At 65.2% G+C, this 19294-nt stretch carries 18 protein-coding genes; 10 read left to right on the top strand and 8 right to left on the bottom strand.

The window, feature by feature from the left end; all coding sequences use genetic code 11:
• The first annotated feature begins 210 nt into the window (after positions 1-210).
• A complete protein-coding gene (ctrA, locus tag O6W96_RS15480; RefSeq protein WP_128455376.1) occupies positions 211-912 on the top strand; it encodes a response regulator transcription factor CtrA in 702 nt (233 codons plus the stop codon).
• Between the two features lie 221 nt (positions 913-1133).
• Here ctrA and O6W96_RS15475 read toward each other — a convergent pair whose 3' ends face one another.
• The gene (locus tag O6W96_RS15475) at positions 1134-2561 is read right to left on the bottom strand and encodes a phospholipase D-like domain-containing protein (RefSeq protein WP_353470395.1); all 1428 of its coding nucleotides are present in this window, start codon (positions 2559-2561) and stop codon (positions 1134-1136) included.
• Positions 2562-2660: 99 nt separating this feature from the next.
• Between O6W96_RS15475 and dinB the strand changes: the two genes are divergently transcribed.
• Positions 2661-3743 (top strand): DNA polymerase IV, encoded by a 1083-nt coding sequence (gene dinB, locus O6W96_RS15470; RefSeq protein WP_353470394.1) that lies wholly within the window; start codon positions 2661-2663, stop codon positions 3741-3743.
• On the opposite strand, the gene O6W96_RS15465 is transcribed toward dinB, so the two are convergent.
• The 3 genes from O6W96_RS15465 to O6W96_RS15455 all read right to left on the bottom strand — a co-directional run bounded on the left by O6W96_RS15465 (position 3703) and on the right by O6W96_RS15455 (position 8595).
• A complete protein-coding gene (locus O6W96_RS15465) occupies positions 3703-5583 on the bottom strand; it encodes an ATP-binding protein (protein ID WP_353470393.1) in 1881 nt (626 codons plus the stop codon). The genes dinB and O6W96_RS15465 overlap by 41 nt on opposite strands.
• Before the next feature lie 56 nt (positions 5584-5639).
• The gene (locus tag O6W96_RS15460) at positions 5640-7589 is read right to left on the bottom strand and encodes a GGDEF domain-containing response regulator (RefSeq protein WP_353470392.1); all 1950 of its coding nucleotides are present in this window, start codon (positions 7587-7589) and stop codon (positions 5640-5642) included.
• A 91-nt stretch (positions 7590-7680) separates the two neighbouring features.
• Positions 7681-8595 (bottom strand): ROK family protein, encoded by a 915-nt coding sequence (locus tag O6W96_RS15455; RefSeq protein WP_353470391.1) that lies wholly within the window; start codon positions 8593-8595, stop codon positions 7681-7683.
• A gap of 165 nt (positions 8596-8760) precedes the next feature.
• Between O6W96_RS15455 and O6W96_RS15450 the strand changes: the two genes are divergently transcribed.
• Positions 8761-9369 (top strand): Dps family protein, encoded by a 609-nt coding sequence (locus O6W96_RS15450; protein ID WP_353470390.1) that lies wholly within the window; start codon positions 8761-8763, stop codon positions 9367-9369.
• 51 nt (positions 9370-9420) lie between these two features.
• On the opposite strand, the gene O6W96_RS15445 is transcribed toward O6W96_RS15450, so the two are convergent.
• Entirely contained in the window at positions 9421-10059 is a 639-nt protein-coding gene (locus tag O6W96_RS15445; protein WP_353470389.1) for a hypothetical protein, read from the bottom strand.
• Positions 10060-10180: 121 nt separating this feature from the next.
• Here O6W96_RS15445 and ispH point away from each other — a divergent pair, with 121 nt between their 5' ends.
• The 3 genes from ispH to rnhA are packed head-to-tail and all read left to right on the top strand — an operon-like array spanning position 10181 to position 12550.
• Positions 10181-11137, top strand: coding sequence for a 4-hydroxy-3-methylbut-2-enyl diphosphate reductase (gene ispH, locus O6W96_RS15440; protein ID WP_353470387.1), 957 nt, complete (start codon positions 10181-10183; stop codon positions 11135-11137).
• Position 11138: 1 nt separating this feature from the next.
• Positions 11139-12089, top strand: coding sequence for a homoserine kinase (gene thrB / locus O6W96_RS15435; RefSeq protein ID WP_353470386.1), 951 nt, complete (start codon positions 11139-11141; stop codon positions 12087-12089).
• Complete coding sequence (rnhA, locus tag O6W96_RS15430; RefSeq protein WP_192145546.1) at positions 12086-12550, top strand: ribonuclease HI; 465 nt, start codon at positions 12086-12088, stop codon at positions 12548-12550. The genes thrB and rnhA overlap by 4 nt, the downstream gene beginning before the upstream one ends.
• 121 nt (positions 12551-12671) lie before the next feature.
• Here rnhA and O6W96_RS15425 read toward each other — a convergent pair whose 3' ends face one another.
• A complete protein-coding gene (locus O6W96_RS15425) occupies positions 12672-13187 on the bottom strand; it encodes a hypothetical protein (RefSeq protein ID WP_353470385.1) in 516 nt (171 codons plus the stop codon).
• Positions 13188-13233: 46 nt separating this feature from the next.
• Between O6W96_RS15425 and O6W96_RS15420 the strand changes: the two genes are divergently transcribed.
• Positions 13234-13776 carry a hypothetical protein gene (locus tag O6W96_RS15420; RefSeq protein ID WP_353470384.1) on the top strand — a complete coding sequence of 181 codons (543 nt, stop codon included), beginning with the start codon at positions 13234-13236 and terminating at the stop codon, positions 13774-13776.
• Between the two features lie 238 nt (positions 13777-14014).
• Here the strand turns inward: O6W96_RS15420 and O6W96_RS15415 are convergent, their stop codons facing one another.
• Positions 14015-15073, bottom strand: a complete 1059-nt coding sequence (locus O6W96_RS15415; RefSeq protein WP_435372235.1) for an NAD(P)/FAD-dependent oxidoreductase — start codon at positions 15071-15073, stop codon at positions 14015-14017.
• A 35-nt stretch (positions 15074-15108) separates the two neighbouring features.
• Complete coding sequence (locus tag O6W96_RS15410) at positions 15109-16083, bottom strand: alpha/beta hydrolase (protein WP_353470382.1); 975 nt, start codon at positions 16081-16083, stop codon at positions 15109-15111.
• A gap of 19 nt (positions 16084-16102) precedes the next feature.
• Here O6W96_RS15410 and O6W96_RS15405 point away from each other — a divergent pair, with 19 nt between their 5' ends.
• Genes O6W96_RS15405 through O6W96_RS15395 form a run of 3 tightly spaced genes read left to right on the top strand, consistent with a single transcriptional unit; the run spans position 16103 to position 19278 of the window.
• The gene (locus tag O6W96_RS15405) at positions 16103-16579 is read left to right on the top strand and encodes an A24 family peptidase (protein WP_353470381.1); all 477 of its coding nucleotides are present in this window, start codon (positions 16103-16105) and stop codon (positions 16577-16579) included.
• 46 nt (positions 16580-16625) lie between these two features.
• Positions 16626-17663 carry a Flp pilus assembly protein CpaB gene (gene cpaB / locus O6W96_RS15400; RefSeq protein ID WP_353470380.1) on the top strand — a complete coding sequence of 346 codons (1038 nt, stop codon included), beginning with the start codon at positions 16626-16628 and terminating at the stop codon, positions 17661-17663.
• A 1-nt stretch (position 17664) separates the two neighbouring features.
• Positions 17665-19278 (top strand): type II and III secretion system protein family protein, encoded by a 1614-nt coding sequence (locus O6W96_RS15395; protein WP_353470379.1) that lies wholly within the window; start codon positions 17665-17667, stop codon positions 19276-19278.
• Positions 19279-19294 lie beyond the last annotated feature (16 nt).

Below are 19294 nucleotides of genomic sequence, written 5' to 3'. Positions count from 1 at the left end.
GCAAACATCTCTCGCCACGCTCGTCGGGACATGCGCCGGTTAGATCGTTAAATTGTAAGAAACTCAGTGGCTCAGCGAGTGCGACGGGGCGCTGGTCGGCAAGGCTTAGCTCGAAATTAACCTTTTGCCTTCAGATGTTGTGTGGTTAATGAATCGAAGTCGAGCTGCAGACATGGGGTGTCGAGCGGTCTCGCGATAAGGGGACGACGCATGCGGGTGCTGCTGATCGAGGACGAGCCGACCACGGCCAAGGCTATCGAGCTGATGCTGACGACCGAAGGGTTCAACGTCTACATCACCGATCTCGGGGAAGAAGGCCTCGATCTTGGCAAGCTGTATGATTACGATATCATCCTGCTCGACCTGAACCTGCCCGACATGCACGGTTACGACGTTCTCAAGCGCCTCCGGGTCGCCCGCGTATCAACGCCGGTGCTGATCCTGTCGGGCGTTAACGAGATGGATTCGAAGGTACGCAGCTTCGGCTTCGGCGCCGACGATTACGTCACCAAGCCGTTCCACCGCGAGGAACTGGTCGCGCGCATCCACGCCGTCGTCCGCCGCTCGAAGGGCCATAGCCAGTCGGTTATCCGGACCGGCAAGCTGGCAGTGAATCTCGACGCGAAGACGGTCGAGGTCGGTGGCAGCCGGGTGCATCTGACCGGCAAGGAATATGCGATGCTGGAGCTGTTGTCGCTGCGTAAGGGCACCACGCTCACCAAGGAAATGTTCCTCAACCACCTTTATGGCGGGATGGACGAGCCCGAGTTGAAGATCATCGACGTGTTCATCTGCAAGCTCCGCAAGAAGCTCAGCCTCGCATGCGATGGCGAGAATTACATCGAGACCGTCTGGGGTCGCGGCTATGTGCTGCGCGAGCCCGACGAAGCGCTCGAAGCACAGGTGGCGTAACTCCCCAGTTGTCGGGAGCGCTCAAGGCCGCGGTACCGGGGGGTGCCGCGGCCTTTCCTGTCTTTGGGTAAGCGTCCCGTTTCAATCCTCCCCCGCCAGGGGGGGGGTGGCACCGAAGGTGACGGAGGGGGAGGCAAGCGCCACGCCCGTTCCATGTCCTCCCCCTCCGACTGGCAAGGGCCAGCCACCTCCCCCTGGCGGGGGAGGATCGAAGATCTGAGCTACTTCTTCCGCCGCAGCCGCCGGAACAGGCCGCGCTTGCTGAGCGTCTCGAACATCTCCTGCGGTCCTTCGGGATCGAGCACCTCGTTGTCGGCGAGCCACTCCTCGACCGAGGTCAGGTCCGGCACCTCGTAAGGCTGCACCGTCTTACCTTCGCCGCGCAGCCGCTCGATCGTCTCGATCAACGAACCGGTTTCCGCGATCAGATCGCTGACGACTTGCGGCTCGACGCCGAGATGCTCCGCGATCAGGCCGTCGCGGATCGCGACGATTCCCTTCGATGTCGCCGCATCGGTAGCACGGATCGCCAGGTCGCACTCGGTATCGAGCCGCAGCGAGCGATTGTTGACGTTCGACGAGCCGAGCCGGAACACCTCCTCGTCGGCAATCAGGATCTTGGCATGGCAATAGATCGCCTCGCCGCCCTTGGTAAATGGATGGTACATCCGCAACCGACCGTGCGTGTCGCGTCGGTGCAACGCCTCCATCAGCCGCGCGCGCGCGGTGTCCATCGCGATCGGCTCCAACCAGCCCTGCGCGGTGGTCGGGTTGATGATGACGATCTCGGGGCCGTCGGCTTCGTCCAGCCGCTTGGCCACCGCTTCGGCGATCTTGCGCGACGCGAAATACTGGCTCTCGATGTAGAGATGCCGCTTCACGCGCGCGATCTGGCCAAGGAACAGCGCCTCGCTCTCGTACACCGGCTCCTGATCGGACATTTCCGGCTCGCTACGCGCGATGGCGACGTCGACATTGCGGAAGTCGACCTCGAGTCCCTCGGGCCAGAATTTGCTGCCGGGTTTGCCCGCGGTCATCTTCATCCCGCCCGCCAGATGCCAGCGACGTCGGAACAACTCCCCCAGCGCGTGCGCGACAGGGCCCTGCACCGCGCTGATTGCGTCGTGCCACGGTTTGTACGGCTTGCCCGATGGCTGGATGCGATGCGGATCGTCGTCGTGGTGATCGCGCGTGTCCCAGCGGTCGCCGGTCATGTCGATCCCGCCGCAGAACGCCAGCGCGTCGTCGATGATGACGATCTTCTGGTGATGCGACGCAGCAGTCGGATGATGCCCGTCGAGCTTGGTATGGATGCGCTTGTGCTTCATCCATTTCATCATCGTGAAGATCGTCGAGCCGCGGAACAGCGATTTGATCGCGCCGGTGTCCCAGCGCAACACGAACACCTCGAGCTCGGGCTCGCGCTCGACCAGCCACAGCATGAATTCGCCGAGCTTCTTGGGCTCGCCGGGCCGATCGATACCGGGCTCAAGCTCGATACGCGCGTCGAAGTCCCAACCGATCAGTAGGATACGGCGCTTTGCCCCCAGCATGGCGACGCGAGCGGTGCGAAAATACTTCTCCGCATCGACGATCACCGCCATCTGTTCGGCGCGTTCGACCCGCCAGCATTCCGTCCCGACCTGCATTCGCGTCCCTTCGTATGCCCGTCGGCAGTACCCATGGTTGCGCGATTGGTTGCGGATGCACCTGTATCGCCGCCCCCCGCACGCCTATCTTACGCGCTGATGCTTCCTCCTACCCAGCCTCCCGCCCAGCGCAAGGTGATCCATGTCGATATGGATGCCTTCTATGCGTCGGTGGAGCAGCGCGACGATCCCTCGCTCAGGGGCAGGCCGGTGGCGGTCGGCGGGTCGCGTGCGCGGGGTGTGGTCGCCGCGGCGAGCTACGAGGCGCGGGCGTTCGGGGTGCGCAGCGCGATGCCGTCGGTCACCGCGATCCGGCGCTGTCCCGAGCTGGTGTTCGTGCCGCCGCGGTTCGACGTGTACCGCGAAGTATCCGACCGGATCCGTGCGATCTTCGCCGACTATACGGATCTGATCGAGCCGTTGTCGCTCGACGAAGCATATCTCGACGTGACCGAGGATATCCGCGGCCTCGGCACGGCCGCTGCGATCGCCGAAGAAATCCGTGCCAGGATCAAGTCGGATACCGGCCTCACCGCATCCGCCGGGGTCAGCTACAACAAGTTCATCGCAAAGCTCGCTTCCGACCAGAACAAGCCCGACGGAATCTGCATCATCACGCCGAAGCGCGGTGCGGCGTTCGTCCAGTCGCTACCGGTCAAGCGCTTCCACGGGGTAGGGCCGGTCACCGCGCAGAAGATGGAGCGGCTCGGCATCCTCACAGGTGCGGATCTGTACGCACAGAGCCTTGCTTTCCTCCAGGCGCATTTCGGCAGCTATGCGGAATACCTCTACAGGGCAGCGCGCGGCATCGACGACCGTCCGGTGCGGGCCAATCGCGTGGCGAAATCGGTCGGGGCGGAGCGCACGTTCGAGACCAATCTTACCAGCGCCGAAGACCTGCGTGCGGCACTGCACCGCGTGGCGGACGCAGCATGGCTACGGATCGAGCGGCACGGTACGCGTGGGCGCACGATCACGCTGAAGCTGCGCCACGCCGATTTTCGCACCATTACGCGCGCCCGGTCGTCGGCATCGGCGGTAACGGACAAGGCTGCGTTTCTGGAAGCCGGGCTGGAATTGCTGATGGCGCAACTGCCCACGCCGGAAGGCGTACGCTTGCTCGGGCTGACGCTGTCGGGAATTATGGGCGACGAGGACGAGGTTCAGCCGAGCCTGTTGTGACCGATATTCGGGACTCTATGTCGTTGGCCATGGCCTGATCCCCTGCGCGCAACGTCAGGATAGCGACCGCACCAAGTCCCGGCCCATCACTCTCCAGCCGCAACGCGCCCTGCATCGCGGTCACCGAGTTCGCACACCAATGCAGCCCGAGCCCGCCCGACTTGTGCGCGCGCGTGGAAAACCCGCGCTGGAACAATGCCGGGGCGATATCGGGGGAGAAGCCTTCTCCGTCGTCGCGGATCTGGATCGTCACGCGCCCAGCCGACTGCGCGACCAGCGCCGTAATGGACCCGCTGCCCGTACCTCGTGCATCGATCGCTTCGACCGCATTGCCGAACAGGTTGCCGATCACCTGGCTCAGGATCACACGGCTTGCCATGACCAGATACGGCCCTGCCGGAAAGCTGAACGCGATCGACGCACCCTGTGAATAGCGTGCGATCGTCGCGTTGCGCGCGATGATGTCGCTGACGTCGCATACCTCCAACGCCGGACGTTCGTGCGCCGCGCGTTGTTGCTGGTCGATAATCTCCAGCACGTGCGCCATCGCCTTGCGCCCAGTCGCGAGTTCGCGCCTGGTCGTCTCACGATTGGTCGTTTCCGCCTCGATCACCGCTCCGACGAACGCGGCGAGTTTCCGGCGACGCGCTTCCGGCAGGTCGCCGCAAGCAAGTTCGGCAATGGCGCGGTCGATCGGCGTGCGGTCGATCGGTGGCGTCTGCGCGATCTCCTGGCTGAGAATCGTGCTGATCGGGCTGAGCGCGTTGCGAACATTGTGCATCACCGCGACGGCGCTTTCGCTGCGTCCGAGGTCGAACGACTGAACCTCGATCTGTTCGCGCAGGTCCTTCAACTGACGCAGCATCGCATTGAAGCTGCGCCCGAGCGAGCCAATCTCGTCGCGCCGCTCGTCCTCTTCGAGCAGCGTGAGCGCGCCCGACACGCGGACACGCTGCATATGGTCCTCGATCCGGTGCAACGGGCGCAGCACGAGCCGCGCGATCATCCGCCGCAGGACGACGAGCACCAGCAGCAACAGCATGGTCGAGCCGGCGACCGCGAGCAGCAGCATCCGCCGCCCGAGCAGCGATACGTCGCGCGAAATGCTGAGCCGCGTGGTTGCGACCGCATGGCCGTCCGCACCGATGATCGGCACCGCGATCAGCAGCTTCGACCGGCTCGACGTCACCGAATAGGTATCGCCGTTCGTCGTCAGATCGATCCGTGCATCGCGCTTGAGCCGATCGGACATCTGCTGGGCTGTAACGACACGCGCGAGCACCACATAGCCACGCGCGCCACGATCGCGGTCCGAGCGCCGGACCAGCGCCACGCCGATCGCCGCGACGCTGCTTCCAACCCGTGCATAGAAGCGGTCCGACCTTCGCCCCCGGAGAACCTGCGCGATGTCGATTTCGCCGATCACCTTGGCAAATTGCGTATCCATGCCGCGCCGGTCCGCGCTGGTCGCTGGACCGCGCCAGCGGGCAATCGCGACGCGGCCCTCCGCCGTCACATACGCCATGCCGTCTACGCCGAGATCACGCATGCCCAGCGCCGAAAAACCCTCGGGTTCGAACACCGCATCGGGCCGTACGGGTAACGAATAGCCGTCGGTCCAGTCGCCGTAATCGCGCGCCGCGCTTTCGACGTCAGCGGCATAGTCGGACAATGCCGCAGGGGTGCGCTCGACATGCGCGGCGACCGCCCTGTCCTGTAGCGTGGTGAAGCTCGGGGTGATGATACCGGCAAGCAGTAAAGTGATCCCGATCGTGGCGACCAGCCCGACCGCCGTCATGATCAGGATCAGCTTGCCACCGAGCGACGATGGGGTCCGCATCCGTCCGAATTGTCGTCCGAACGACGGCGGCAATCGGCCCATCCCCGTGGCAGGCATTAGTTGCGCAGGCCGAACGTCTGCCTGATCGCGGGTTGGTCGCTGGAAACGTCGTCCTTGCCGATCAGCGTATGCGCCTGCGCCATCGCCAGCGCGTCCTCCGCCGAAACCGGGCGGGAGAAATAATATCCCTGAAGGTGACTTGCCCCTGCCAGCCGCAGTGCCTGCACCTGCGCTTCGGTTTCGACGCCTTCGGCGATCACACCGAGGCCGAGGGCGCGACCTAGGTGGATGATCGAATGTACAATGGCGGCGCTTTCGCGCTCGCGGCCCATGCCGTCGATGAACGACTTGTCGATCTTGAGACAATCGAGCGCGAACTTGCGGATGTTGTAGAGGCTCGAATAGCCCGTCCCGAAATCGTCGAGCGCGATCCGGAAGCCCATCTGCCGCAGCTTGTAGAGCGTCTCGGCCGCACGTTCGGCATCGTCGAAGATCGCGGTCTCGGTGATCTCGATCTGGAGCCGCGCGGGGACAATGCCGGCGCGCTGGACGCTTTCCATGATGTGCCCGACGAAATTGTGGCGGCGAAACTGGCGTGGGGAAAAGTTCACCGACACATATTGGCCGGGCCACTGCTTCAGGACGTCGAGCGCTTCGTGCAAGACCCAGTCGCCCAGTTCGTGGATGAGGTTCGATTCCTCTGCGATCGGGATGAACGTCGCCGGGCTCATCGACCCGTATTCGCTGGTGTTCCAGCGGACCAGCGCCTCGAACCCGATCACCTCGATCGCATCGCGCGAGACGATCGGCTGATAGACCAGGCTCAACTCGCCCTTCGCGATCGCCTTGCTCAAGCCCCCCTCGACGCGCCGGCGAAAGCGGATGCCCTCGTCCATGCTCTCGTCGAACAACCGGACGATGCCGCGGCCGCCGCGCTTGGCGTCGTTGAGCGCGAGATCGGAGCGGCGGATGACGTCGACCGGATCGCTGCCCCCCGTACCAGCAGCCGCCCCCGCCGTGACGACGACGCCCGCCGACGCACCGCCCTGAACCGAATTGCCGAACACCTGAAGGCTGACCGAACACGCCGCGACGATCAGTTCGCACGCCATCACGGCTGCCGCCTCGCTCGACGTATCGAACAGAACGCCGAACTCGTCACCACCAAGCCGCGCGACCAGTGCGCCATCGGGGGTCGCACGGTTGAGGATGGTGCAGATCTCGCGGATCATCGCATCGCCGGCGAGATGCCCGAGCGTATCGTTGACCAGCTTGAACCGATCGAGATCGATCATGACCGTCGCGAACAGCCCCTCGCCGCGTGTGCGGGCCGCCAGCGCGCGCAGGAAGGCAAGCCGGTTGGGTGCATCGGTCAGCGAATCGTGCATCGCCATGTGGATCGCACGGCTTTCGTTCGCGGCCAGTTCGGCGCCCTGCTCCTCGAGCTGCAGCACTTGGGCTGCGAGCAGATCGCGCGCCGCCGCGAGATCGCGATCGTTCTGCCAGCGCTGCGCCAGCGCGGTCGCTGTCTGCAGGATTTCGGCAACTTCGAACGGCTTGGCGATGTAGAAGATCTTGTCCGCGGGGCCGGCGACCTTGCTGATCTCGATCGGCGAAAAGTCGGAAAAACCGGTGACGATGACGAGATTGATGTCGCGATCGATCATCCGGATCCGCCTCGCGGTTTCGCGACCGTCGATCCCGGGCGGCATCCGCACGTCGATGAACGCGACCGCGAACGGAGCCCCCTCTTCGACCGCACGCTCCACTGCAGCCACGGCGGCCATGCCCTGATCGCAATATGTCGGCGTGAACGCCGTGGCATCGACCCCGGCGACGAAACCGGTATCCGAGCTCGAGACCGCGTTGCCCGCGAGAGCGTCGTCACCGAACAATTCGGCGGCCATCGCCTCCAGCGCCTCGTCGCTGCTCGATCGCGGACCGGCGAAGCTGCGCCGGTAGCTGTCGTGCATCGCCGGCTCGTCGTCCACGATCAGAATGCGCATCGAAACCGCTCCTCGTTGGGAGAGACCGTCGCCGTCCGGCGATGGCGTATCCTGCCCGTCACTCTTGACCAGGAGCGGTAACCAAATGCGGTTAAGACGCGGTAAACGATGTTTCCAACTGGTGGCCAAGTGCCTGAGCGCCCAGCACGATCGCACCCAGCGGCCCTGCATTGTTGCCGAGCGCCGGCGGCACGACGAACGTCTCCGTCAGGGCCACCTCGGGCAGCGTGATATAGCCGCCGAGACTGCGCGTCATCGCCGCCCGCACGCGCGGAAACAGATGCGACGCGCCCATCACGCCGCCGCCCATGACGATCCTGCGCGGGATGCCGGTGAGGACGAGCGTATGGCAAAGCTGACCGAGCGCATCGGCAACGCTGTCCCATACCGGGTGCTCGGCGGGTGCCTCGTCGGCGGGATGCCCGATCCGCGCAGCGATCGCCGGGCCGGCGACGAGCCCCTCGATGCAGGCGCCGTGGAACGGGCAATTGCCGATCCAGTCGTCGCCCTGAAACCGTGCCGGGCGGATATGACCGAGTTCGGAATGCGTCAGCCCGTCAACCGGACGATTGTTCGCGATCATGCCTGCGCCGACGCCGGTGCCGACAGTGACATAGGCGATGTCGGGCAAGCCCTTCGCCGCACCCCAGCGCGCCTCGGCCAGCGCCGCGCCGACCACGTCGCTATGAAAGCCGGTCGGCACGTCGTAGCGACGTTGCAGCCGTCCGGCGATATCGGTCCCTGCCCAGCCCGGCTTGGGCGTCGTCGTGATGTGTCCGTAGTCGTGCGAGTGGCGGTCGATCGAGACCGGACCAAAGCTGGCAATACCGATCGCGACGAAGCCGGTCCATCGGTCGAGCACAGCCTCGATCGCCGCCAGTGTCTCTTCGGGCCGCGTCGTCGGGATACGGACGGTTTCCTCGATGTGATCGGGGCCGCGCGCAAGAATGCAGATGCATTTGGTCCCACCGAGTTCGATACCTGCGACCAGAGGTGCTTCCGTCATCCTGAACTCCCTACGCGTTGCTGGCGCCCGCTTCCTTCGCTGACAGCCTCGCGTCAAGGGCCGGGCGGCGTTCGCGATCACGGTGAGCGAGGATTTCGTTTGCTGTCGATCCGTGCGGTCGTGCGTTATAATCGACGCGTTCACACGAACAGACAGGAATTCCGAATGGCGAAGAAACCCGCAAAACTGACGAAGATCGATGCGAACGTGTCGGTCGAGGCACAGCCGCAGTACAAGGTCGAGTATCGCGAAATCCAGGCCTATGGCACGCTCAAGCGCCTGCCGATCGCGCTCGAGGACAATGCCCGTGCGCAGAGCGTCGCAACGCTGAACCAAGTGCTCGCGGACACCATGACGATCCGCGACATGTACAAGAAGCATCACTGGCAGATGTCGGGTGCGACCTTCTACCAACTGCATTTGCTGCTCGACAAGCATTACGAGGAGCAGGCGGCGCTCGTCGATCTCGTCGCGGAGCGGATCATGGCACTGGGCGGCATCTCGATCGCGATGTCACACGACGTTGCCGAGATGACGACGATTCCCCGCCCGCCCAAGGGTCGCGAGGACGTTCCGACGCAGCTTGCCCGCCTGCTCGAAGCGCATGAGATTATCCTGCGTCAGGCTCACGAGGGCGCGGAGGCGGCCGATGAATCGGGTGACGATGGCACCAACGACCTTCTGGTCAGCAACATCATTCGCACGCACGAGCCGCAGGTGTGGTTCTTGGCGGAACACCTCGCCGCGACCGAACTGGTCCGCGACGACAAGTAAACAGCACCGACCCACGGTACTCCCTCCCCCAGCCGGGGGAGGGAGTGTCGTTCAACGGGTCGCGTTGTACTTGAGTTGGTCGTTGGTGAGCTGGAACCCGACCAGCGCCTCGAAGCTGGCGCGCAGTACGGCCTGTCTCACTTCCGGTGTGCTGAGCGGATCGACCGCCGCGTCCTGATCGCCGGCCTTCCGCCTGCGGGTAAGCTTCTCCCGAACATCGTCAGGCAGCGTGGCGGCCGAGCGTGCCACTGTGGCTGACGCGGTTGCCGAAGCCGACGCCAGAGGCTGTCCCGCATCGAAGTGCAGCGCGACGCGACCGATGCGCTTTGCGACAACGGCATTGCCGCCGCGGACCACCGTGATGAAATACGGCAAGGTGACGTCGCGTGCACCCTCGGTACGGGTCCGCCGGGCGCGGATGTCGAAGGTGACGCTGGTGACGACCTGGTCGGTCGCATCCGCGCAGGTCGAGCGGACGTTGGTCATCAGCGCGGCGACGTCGATCGCCGACTGGTCGTGGCTCGTGACCGGATCGAACAGCGTGATGTCGCCGGTCGCCGCCGGAATCGCCACCGGCGGACAGACCGAACGGACTGCGGAGATGCCGCCGGTCGCGTCGACTTCGCCCTTGCTGGCGCACCCGCCGAGAAGAACAGCAACTGCCGAAACGGCTAGGATGGGGGCTTTCACGGGAACGCGTACCTTCTCGAACGAGCGTTGAGAGCGTCGCGACGACGCGCGCTCCCTGGTCGGCGAGCACCATAGGAACCGGCTATCGTCCAGGCAAGCAATCGCGTAGAGGCAAGCCATCATGAGCCCAATCGACAAGCCGCCGCTCGAACTGTTGATCGCAGCACCCCGAGGCTTTTGCGCGGGCGTCGACCGCGCGATCCGGATCGTCGAACTGGCGATCGAGAAACACGGGGCGCCGGTCTATGTTCGCCACGAAATCGTCCACAACAAGTTCGTCGTCGACACGCTGAAGGCGCAGGGCGCGATCTTCGTGGAGGAACTGGACGAGGTGCCGGACGGCGCGCCGGTCGTGTTCTCCGCGCACGGCGTCCCCAAGTCGGTGCCGCTCGATGCGCAGAACCGCGGCCTCGAATATCTCGACGCGACCTGCCCGTTGGTATCGAAGGTCCATCGCCAGGCCGAGCGTCTGGTGGCGCAGGGGCGGCATATCGTGTTCATCGGCCATGCCGGGCATCCCGAGGTGATCGGCACGTTCGGGCAGGTGCCGGCGGGTGCGATGTCGCTGATAGAGACGGTCGAGGACGCCGAGGTGTTCATGCCGATCGATCATGCCAATCTGGCCTTCCTGACTCAGACGACGCTTTCGGTCGACGACACCGCCGCGGTCGTGGCGACGTTGCAGCGCCGATTTCCGCAGATGCTGCCGCCACGTGGCGAGGACATCTGCTACGCGACGTCGAACCGCCAGACCGCGGTGAAGGCGATCGCGCACAGCGTCGATGCGGTGCTCGTGATCGGTGCGCCGAACTCGTCGAATTCGGTGCGGCTGGTCGAGGTCGCCGAGCGCGAGGGGACGCCGGCGATGCTGATCCAGCGCGCGAGCGAGCTCGACTGGGACTTTCTTGCCGGCGTCGGCACGTTGGGGATCACCGCAGGCGCGTCCGCACCTGAATTGCTGGTGCGCGAACTCGTGGATCGGCTTTCCGAACGCTATACCGTGAGCGAGCGCGAGGTCGAGACGAACCGCGAGACGATCGCGTTCAAGCTGCCGCGCGGACTGGAGGCGGCCGCCTAGCATGGCGGTCTATACGCAGGTATCGGCGGAGGCGCTGACCGCGTTCCTCGCCAAGTTCGATCACGGCGAACTCGTCTCGGCCAAGGGCATCGCCGAGGGGGTCGAGAACAGCAACTACCTGGTCGATACGACGACCGGGCGGTTCATCCTGACGCTGTACGAAAAGCGTGTGTCGGCGGACGATCTGCCGTTCTTCATGGCGATGCTCGATCATCTCGCGGTCGACGGCAACCCGGTGCCGCGCGCGCTGCCCGATCGCAGCGGTGCGCTGATCCACGAGTTGTGCAGGCGGCCGGCGTGCCTGATCGAGTTCCTCACCGGCGTTTCGGTGTCGCATCCGACCGAGGCGCAGGCGTATGCGGCGGGGGCCGCGATGGGGTCGATGCATGGGAGCCTTGCCGGGTTCGACGGCGTGCGGCCGAACACGCTGGGACCTGACGGTTGGCGCGCCTTGTTGGCGAAATGCGGCCGCGATCTTGATGCGATCGAGCCGGGGTTGTTCGATACGGTGAATGCGGCAGCTGATGCGGTAGTCGCGGCGTGGCCTGTCGACCTACCTCGCAGCGTGATCCACGCCGACCTGTTTCCCGACAACGTGCTAATGCTCGGCGACCGGGTGACGGGACTGATCGACTTCTACTTCGCGTGCACCGACATCCGTGCGTACGATCTGGCGATCCTGCACAGCGCCTGGGCGTTCGATGCGCAGGGCGGGAATTATGACGCCGCAGTCGGCAGGGCGCTGGTCGCGGGCTATATGGATCGGCATCCGCTGTCGGCCGCCGAGCGGGCCGCACTGCCGGTGCTGGCGCAGGGCGCGTGCCTTCGCTTTCTGGCGACGCGCGCGTGGGATTGGCTCAACACGCCGGCGGATGCGCTGGTGACGCGCAAGGATCCGCTGGCGTACTGGCGGCGGTTCGAGGCGTATCGCAAGGACGATCTATTCGCATGACTGACGAAGCTCCCGTTTCCATCACCAAGGTCGAGATCTTCACCGACGGCGCGTGCAAGGGCAATCCTGGCCCAGGCGGCTGGGGGGCGGTGATCCGCATGGGCGCGCACGAGAAGGAATTGTCGGGCGGCGAGACGCCGACGACCAACAACCGGATGGAGATGACCGCGGCGATCGAGGCGCTCAACGCGCTGACCCGGCCGTGCGCGGTGACGCTGTATACCGACAGCAAATACGTGATGGATGGCCTCACCAAATGGGTGAAGGGCTGGCAGCGCAACGGCTGGAAGACCGCCGACAAGAAGCCGGTGAAGAACGCCGAGCTGTGGCATGCGCTGCTGGCCGCGGTGGCACGGCACAAGATCGAGTGGCAATGGGTCAAGGGTCATGCCGGGCACCCGGAGAACGAACGCGCCGACAAGCTGGCGAGCGATGCCGCGGTGGCGGCGGGGCGACGCTAGGCTATTCGGTACGTCCCCGGCGCAGGTTGGGGTCCAGCGGGATGTGGAGGCCACGGCGCATCGCCCTCCCCTAGCGCCGTATCCTGCTGGACCCCGACCTCCGCCGGGGACGTGTCTCGCGTTACGCGCCGATCATGTCGCCGAACTGGGTATCGGCATGCCCTGCGTCGCGCGCATACGAGTCGCGGTTCATCGTCAGGTTGATGATGACGATCCCGGCATGCGACGGCCTTGCCGGGCGCGGCGTCGGGCGTGGCAGGCGGATAATTTGGCGGCTCGAGCGATACGCGGCGAGCGTCGCTGCCTTTGCGCGGCGGACGGCGTCGGTAGCATGCCAGCCGACGATCGCCAGCGCGACCTGCGCCGCATCGGTGACTGCGACGGTCGATTGCTGGCTACGGTCACGCGCGCGTTCCCAGTATCGCTGCACCCATGACGGCTGGTCGAACGCCGACACGTCGGTCGAGCGCCACGCCACGCGCAAGCCCTCGGGAACCCCTGTCCAGCTATCGGCTTCCGACGATGCGGAGCGGATCAGGTCGTGGCGACACCGCTGGCAGCGGCTGAACAGGAACCCCTGGTTTTCCAGGACGAGCGGCGCGGCGACGTGCCCCGAGGCGTGACATAGCAGGTTCATGATGATCCTCCTTGATCGTGGGCGATGCGAACTTAAGCGAATCTAGATGCAGCGCGGCCAGCACGATCAGGTCGCCCGGCCCCTGTTCGAGCACCTGGTCGAGGTTCCAGACTTCGAAATGGCGCCCCATGCCGACCAGCAGCGCGCGCTGGCGCACACCTCGCCGCGATCGCATCCACGAGGCGATACGGAGCCGACCCTTGCCGTCCATCTGCGCGGGCGCAACGAACCCGAGCTTGCGCCGGAGCAGCGTATCGCGCGTTCCGCTTTCCCACGTCCGGTCGCTGCTCGGTTCCGCCAGGGCGCCATGCTGCTCGGCGACGCCGCGGCGATCGTAGACCAACAGGCACGGATCCTCGGCGTGAAGGCCGATGAACAGGTCTTCGCGCGCCTGCCGTGCTTGTATCGTAATGCAGAAATGTTCGGGAAGAACCAGTTCGCCACGCGCGCTTATCGTCGAAACAGCACTTCCCACGAAGAGTTCGTCCATGATCTTTACACTCTCAACAACGACGCGATGCCGACGACCCGGTCCGCCCAGGTTTCGCGTGAAACCGATGAACTTGCGCCGCCTACGGATGGTGGATGACTGCTTAACCAGGAAAATAAATTAACATTGCTTTAGTTTCACGGACTAAATCATTCCTGTTGCTTTTGGAAAAGCAAGAGCTGTCAGGTTCTCGGGTATGAAGTCCCGATATATGCTGCATTCTGGTGTACGAATTGTGCAGGATCGGCACGGCCGATGGCCATCCGCAGGTCCTGAAAGAGTGCTCTTCTCTGTCGATATTGCCGCGACTCGAACGGTTGGACCGAGTTTTGGCCGATCAGAAGCCGCGGGTGAATCGGTTGGGGGAATACCGGGTCGGATCGATCGCTGCGACCGCCGGATCGGGGGGCGTATCCAGCACGAGGCTGGCGACCAGCAATCCGGCGGCGGGAGCGGTCTGGATACCGAAACCGCCTTGCCCCGCGCACCAGACGAAGCCGGGAACGTCGCGGTCGAAGCCGTAGATCGGCAGGCGGTCGGGCGCGAACGTGCGCAGGCCCGCCCAACTTCGCTCGACCGCGGCGACGCGCCAGTCGACGACATGCTCGAACCGGTCGACCGCGATCGCGATGTCGATTTCCTCAGGCGCGGCGTCGCACGGAGCGGTCGGCGTCTCATCGTGCGGACTGAGCCAGAGGCGGCCGCCGGGCTCGGGCTTGAAATAGAAGCGTCCCGCGATGTCGGCGATATGCGGCAGGCCCTCGGGCGCGCCGGGATCGGTCCGGAGCTGCACCATCGTGCGGCGATAGGCGGTCAAGCCGAGCGGACGGACGCCCGCGCGCGCCGCGACGTCGTCGGCCCAGGCGCCGGCGGCGTTGACGAGCGTGCGCGCCTGGAAAATCCCGGCCTTCGTATCGATGGTCCAGACACCAGTGGTACGCCGCGCGGCGACGAACGCGGCATCGGTCACGAAGTCCGCACCCGCGCGACGTGCGGTGGCGATGCGTTCGGCGTGGAGCGCGGCGACGTCGATATAGGCGCAGCTCGCTTCCTGTATGCCGAGCATCCATTCGGGGCGAAGGCCGGGCACGAATGCCGCCGGATCGACTCGTTCGAGGACGACGTCGCTGTTTGCGAACTCCGCGAGGAACGCGTCCATCGCGGCTTCGTCGCCAGCACGACCGATGTGGAGCGAACCGAGCGGCGCCAGGTGTCCGCCAGCCTCGAGGAAGGGACCGGAGGCGGTAGTAAGCGGCTGGATATCGGGGCCGCCATAGGTTTCCGACCAGAATGCCGCCGAGCGTCCGGTAGCGTGATAGCCGGGTGAATCCTCGGCTTCGAGTACGAGCACACTGGCGCGCGATCCGATCGCAGCGGCGAGGCTAGCACCGGCCATCCCCGCGCCGACGATCACGATGTCGTAGACCGGCGTCACCGACGTGCGGGCACGACGGCCGCCAGGAACGAATCGATCGCGGCCAGCGCACGATCACGCACACCGTCCGCCTCGCGCAAAATCTCATGCGCCGACTCGGGACCGAACCGGACGATCTGCGCATCGGGCAGACGCGCGCCGAGCCGCAACGCCGCGCGCGGATCGACCAGCTTGTCGGCGTCGGCCAGCAGCATCAGCACCGGCGTCTCGATCGTCTCGATTCGCGGATCCGATGAGAGCGCGGCCGCACCGGCAAAACCGTGCGCAAGCCAGGTCCAGCTCGGCGGTCCGAGCACCAGTTCGGGATGCCGGTCCTGCCACCAGCGTTCGTCGGCATACCGGTCATCGTCATGCGTCAGCAGTGACCGGCGTGACGTAACCGCACCGGGCCGTTCGTTGCCGCGCCATGCCGCGCGCATCGGATCCCCGCGCGCCGCGATCCAGCGTGCGATGCAGGCGGCGATGCTCGCACCGATCGGCGACTTCAGCCCGATCATCGGTGCGACGAGGATCGCCACGTCGGGATCGATCGAGCGCGCTGCGAGCGCACGCATGACCATCATGCCACCCATCGAATGCCCGAGCACGACGTACGGTCCGGTGCCCTCCGCACGCCATCCCGCCCAGAACGCGGCGAGATCCGCGTCGTAGATACCGTAGTCGCCGACATGGCCGACATGCGGGTTCGGCGACAACCGTCCCGATCCCCCCTGCCCGCGCCAGTCGAACGCGGTGACCGACCACCCCTGTGCATGGAGGTGCGCGAACGTCTCGAGATACTTTTCGAAGATATCGCCGCGGCCGGTCTGGAACAGCAATCGGCCGCGCGGGTTCACCGCGGGCCAGTCGAAACGGCGCAGTTTCCAACCGTCAGGTGCAGCCCAATAACCGACCTGCGCATCGACGGGGATCGCGCGGCGGACGGGGCCGAATGCCGGCACATTCGGGACGGTTACTTTTTCGAAAGCCATCTCCGTTAGGGCTTAGCCGATGGGGTGGAACATTGCTCAACCAATTTTGATTCTCGTGCTCGGCGGCCTGTTGGTCTCCGCGGGCATCCAGGATGCGCGCACGCGTGAGATCGCCAACTGGAAGACGGCCACGGTCGCGCTGCTGGCACCGCTCTGGTGGTATGCCAGCGGGCTCGACATCTGGCCGGACATGGCGTTGCAGATCGGCGCGGCGCTCGCGGTGTTCGCGGTTTTCCTCGTCGCGTTCCATTTCGGGATGATGGGCGGCGGCGACGTCAAGCTGATCGTCGCGCTCGCGCTGTGGCTGCCGTTCCCCGCATTCCTGTCGATGCTGATGGTGATGTCGATCGCCGGCGGCGTGGTGACGGTCGTCATGATGATCGAGCGCAGCATCAAGAATACTTCGGGGCAGATCGAGGTCCCCTACGGCGTGGCGATAGCGTTCGCCGGGCTGCTCGCGCTGCGCGAACCACTCCTTAATCAGTTTCAGTCATGATTAACGCCGAAGCAAAATACCGGCGCCTGAAAGGCACGAACTAGTCATGGACAGTCGTAAGATCATATTGCTGGTTGGCGCGCTGATCGTCGCGGGCATCACGGCATTCTTTGCGAGAACGCTGATTGCCGGCAGCTCTGCGCCGCAAGCCGGCGCCGTCGTGATGGCCGCGCCGGTCATCGACGGCCCCGAAGTACTGGTCGCGACCCGCTCGCTGCCGGTCGGCACGATCCTCGATGCGACCGCGCTGAAGTTTCAGCCCTGGCCCAAGGAACTGGTCGGCAACGCCTATTATCTTCGCGACAAGACCAACCTCCAGTCGCTGCAGGGCACGGTGGTGCGCAGCATCATCACTGCAGGGCAGCCGGTAACGCAGGGAGCCCTGGTGAAGCCTGGCGACCGCGGCTTCCTCGCCGCCGCCCTCGGCCCCGGCATGCGGGCGGTCACCGTCCCCGTCTCGGCACAGGCGGCGGTCGCGGGGTTCGTGTTTCCCGGCGATCGAATCGATCTCGTCCTGACGCAGACCGTCACAGGTGGCGGCGAGGGTCAGCCGCTGAAAGTGTCCGAAACGATCATGCGCAACATCCGCGTGCTCGCGACCGACCAGCGTACCGACAATCTGGTCGGCGAGGACGGCAAGACCAAGGTCCAGACCTTCTCGAATGTCACGATCGAAGCGACGCCGAAGATGGCCGAGCAGGTCGCGGTCGCGCAGACGCTCGGCACGCTGTCGCTGTCATTGCGCTCGATCGCGGACAATTCCGCCGAACTCGAAGAGGCGATCGCATCGGGAGCGGTGAAGGTGCCCGAAGGCAATGATCCGAAGGCCGAAAAGGCAATGATGGGGCGGCTTGCGAGCCAACCCCAGGGGGGGGCTTCGAGCTATCAAACGGGCGCCGACGTCTCGCGCTACCAGCGCAGCAGCGTACCCGGCAAACCAGTCGAGGCCAATTCCGGTCAGGCGATGCAGGGCATGCCAATCGGACCGGGTGGGCCGAGCGGCGCGGTCGCGGTGCAAGGCCCAGTCGTGCGGGTCGCACGCGGCAACGCAATGACCGTCGTTCCGGTCGGGGGGAAGAATTAAGATGCGTATTGCACCCACGCCTCCAAGGACGCGCCTCGGCTGGCCACTGGCGATGGCGTTGGCCGCGGCCGCCGCGGCCGCCGTCCCGGTGCTGGCACAGCACGCCCGGCCGACGACCGCTCCATCGGGATCCCCCATCGTCCAGATCAACACCGGCCGCGGCCGCATGGTGACACTGGCGCGGCCGATGACCGACCTGTTCGTCGCCGACGATACGATCGCGGACGTCCAGGTTCGCTCGCCGACGCAGCTTTACGTGTTCGGCAAGAAAACCGGTGAAACGACCATCTCGGCGACGACCAAGGGCGGCGGCGTGGTCTATGCAGCGACGATCCGGGTCGGCAACAATCTCGACTCGGTGCAGCAGATGCTCGGGCTGGCGATGCCCGAAGCGCAGGTCGTCGCGACGCCGATGAACGGGCTGATCCTGCTGACCGGAACCGTACTCGCGCCCGAGGATGCGGCCGAAGCGGAACGCCTGGTCCAGGCGTTCGTCGGGGACTCGACCAAGGTGCTGTCACGCCTCAAGACGGCGACGCCGCTGCAGGTCAATCTGCAGGTGCGGATCGCCGAAGTCACCCGGAGCTTCGTCAAGAATATCGGCGTTAACCTGACGAGTCGGGGCTCGGGTAATTTCCTGTTCAACATCGCGCAGGGTCGCCAAGGCACAATCACGACCGTTCCGGGCGTTCCCAACCTGCCGGGCGCAGCCGTCGATGCTAACGGCGCGCGCCCCGGTGATACGTTGTATGGGTTTCCGGCCAAGGCCGCGATCGGCTCGACAATAGGGCTGGCGGGCAGGCTGTTGGGCATGGACCTGCTTGGCGCAATCGATCTGGGCGAAACGCTCGGGCAAGTGACGACGCTCGCCAATCCCAATCTCACGGCATTATCGGGCGAGACGGGGACCTTCCTCGCAGGTGGCGAAATCCCAATTCCTTTGGCACAGGCGTTGGGCACGATCTCGGTTGAATATAAGCAATACGGGGTCAGCCTCGCTTACACGCCCACGGTATTGTCGGATGGACGGATTTCTCTGCGGGTGCGCCCGGAAGTGTCGCAGCTCGATTATTCGAACGCGGTGAGCGTTAGCGGGACGCGGGTTCCAGGCCTCACGACCCGCCGCACCGAGACGACCGTCGAGCTTGGTTCGGGTCAGAGCATGATGATCAGCGGGTTGCTCTCCAACACCCACAATAATTCGTATGACAAGACACCGGGGCTATCGAACCTGCCGATCATCGGCGCGCTGTTCCGGTCCAACGCGTTCCAGCGCAACGAGACCGAGCTGGTGATCGTCATCACCCCGTATCTGGTGAAGCCGGTCAACAACGCCAGCGACATCGCGCTGCCGACAGATGGTGCGCGGGCACCAAGCGATCTCGACAGGGTTTTGCTGGGTACGCTGAGCACGGGCGGCGGCGGCAAGCGACCGGTACCGACGGTCGCGCCATCGACCTACGCTTCGCCATCGATCGGCGCGGTCGCCCCGATACTGCCGGTGCCACGCGGCGAAGGTCGTCGCGCCCAGGACGACGCGATGCCCGCTACAGACACCCAGACCAGCACCAGGTCCAAGAAGGGCGTCGTGCCCGCTCCCGGCTTCTCGAATTGAGCCGCGCTTCCACGCA

Origin of the sequence: Sphingomonas faeni (assembly GCF_040407495.1) — a bacterium.
In the GTDB taxonomy this organism is placed as follows: Bacteria; Pseudomonadota; Alphaproteobacteria; order Sphingomonadales; family Sphingomonadaceae; genus Sphingomonas; species Sphingomonas faeni_D.
Note: the sequence above shows the minus strand (reverse complement) of the source record. Positions and strands in the feature narration are given on the sequence as shown.